The organism is Deinococcus alpinitundrae, from assembly GCF_009982895.1.
In the GTDB taxonomy this organism is placed as follows: domain Bacteria; phylum Deinococcota; class Deinococci; order Deinococcales; family Deinococcaceae; genus Deinococcus; species Deinococcus alpinitundrae.
In genome coordinates, this window is the sequence record NZ_WXZL01000234.1 from 1 (window position 1) to 274 (window position 274).

The 274-nt window shown below is 69.7% G+C and carries 1 protein-coding gene; it reads right to left on the minus strand.

The features are described from left to right. On the minus strand, window positions 1-274 hold a 274-nt coding region (locus GUI70_RS23185), incomplete at both ends, for a ferredoxin (RefSeq protein WP_202630596.1).

Here is a 274-nt window from a genome sequence, read left to right on the forward strand (position 1 = left end):
GCGAAGTCGGTGTCGGCCAGGCGCCCGCTCTCGCTGTTGACGAGCAGGCGCGAGCCCAGGCCGTGGCCGCCCAGGGCAAACACCTTCTTGCCGTCGATGTCGCGGCTGGCGCGCACGCACAGGCCGCACAGGATGCAGCGGTTGAAGTCCAGCAGCACGGCGGGGTGGCTGGCGTCGACCGGGCGGTCGGGATAGAACTCCTCGAAGTGCGGGCCTTCCATGCACATCTCGTAGGCCGTGGCCTGCAGCAGGCAGTGGCCGCTCTTCTCGCACG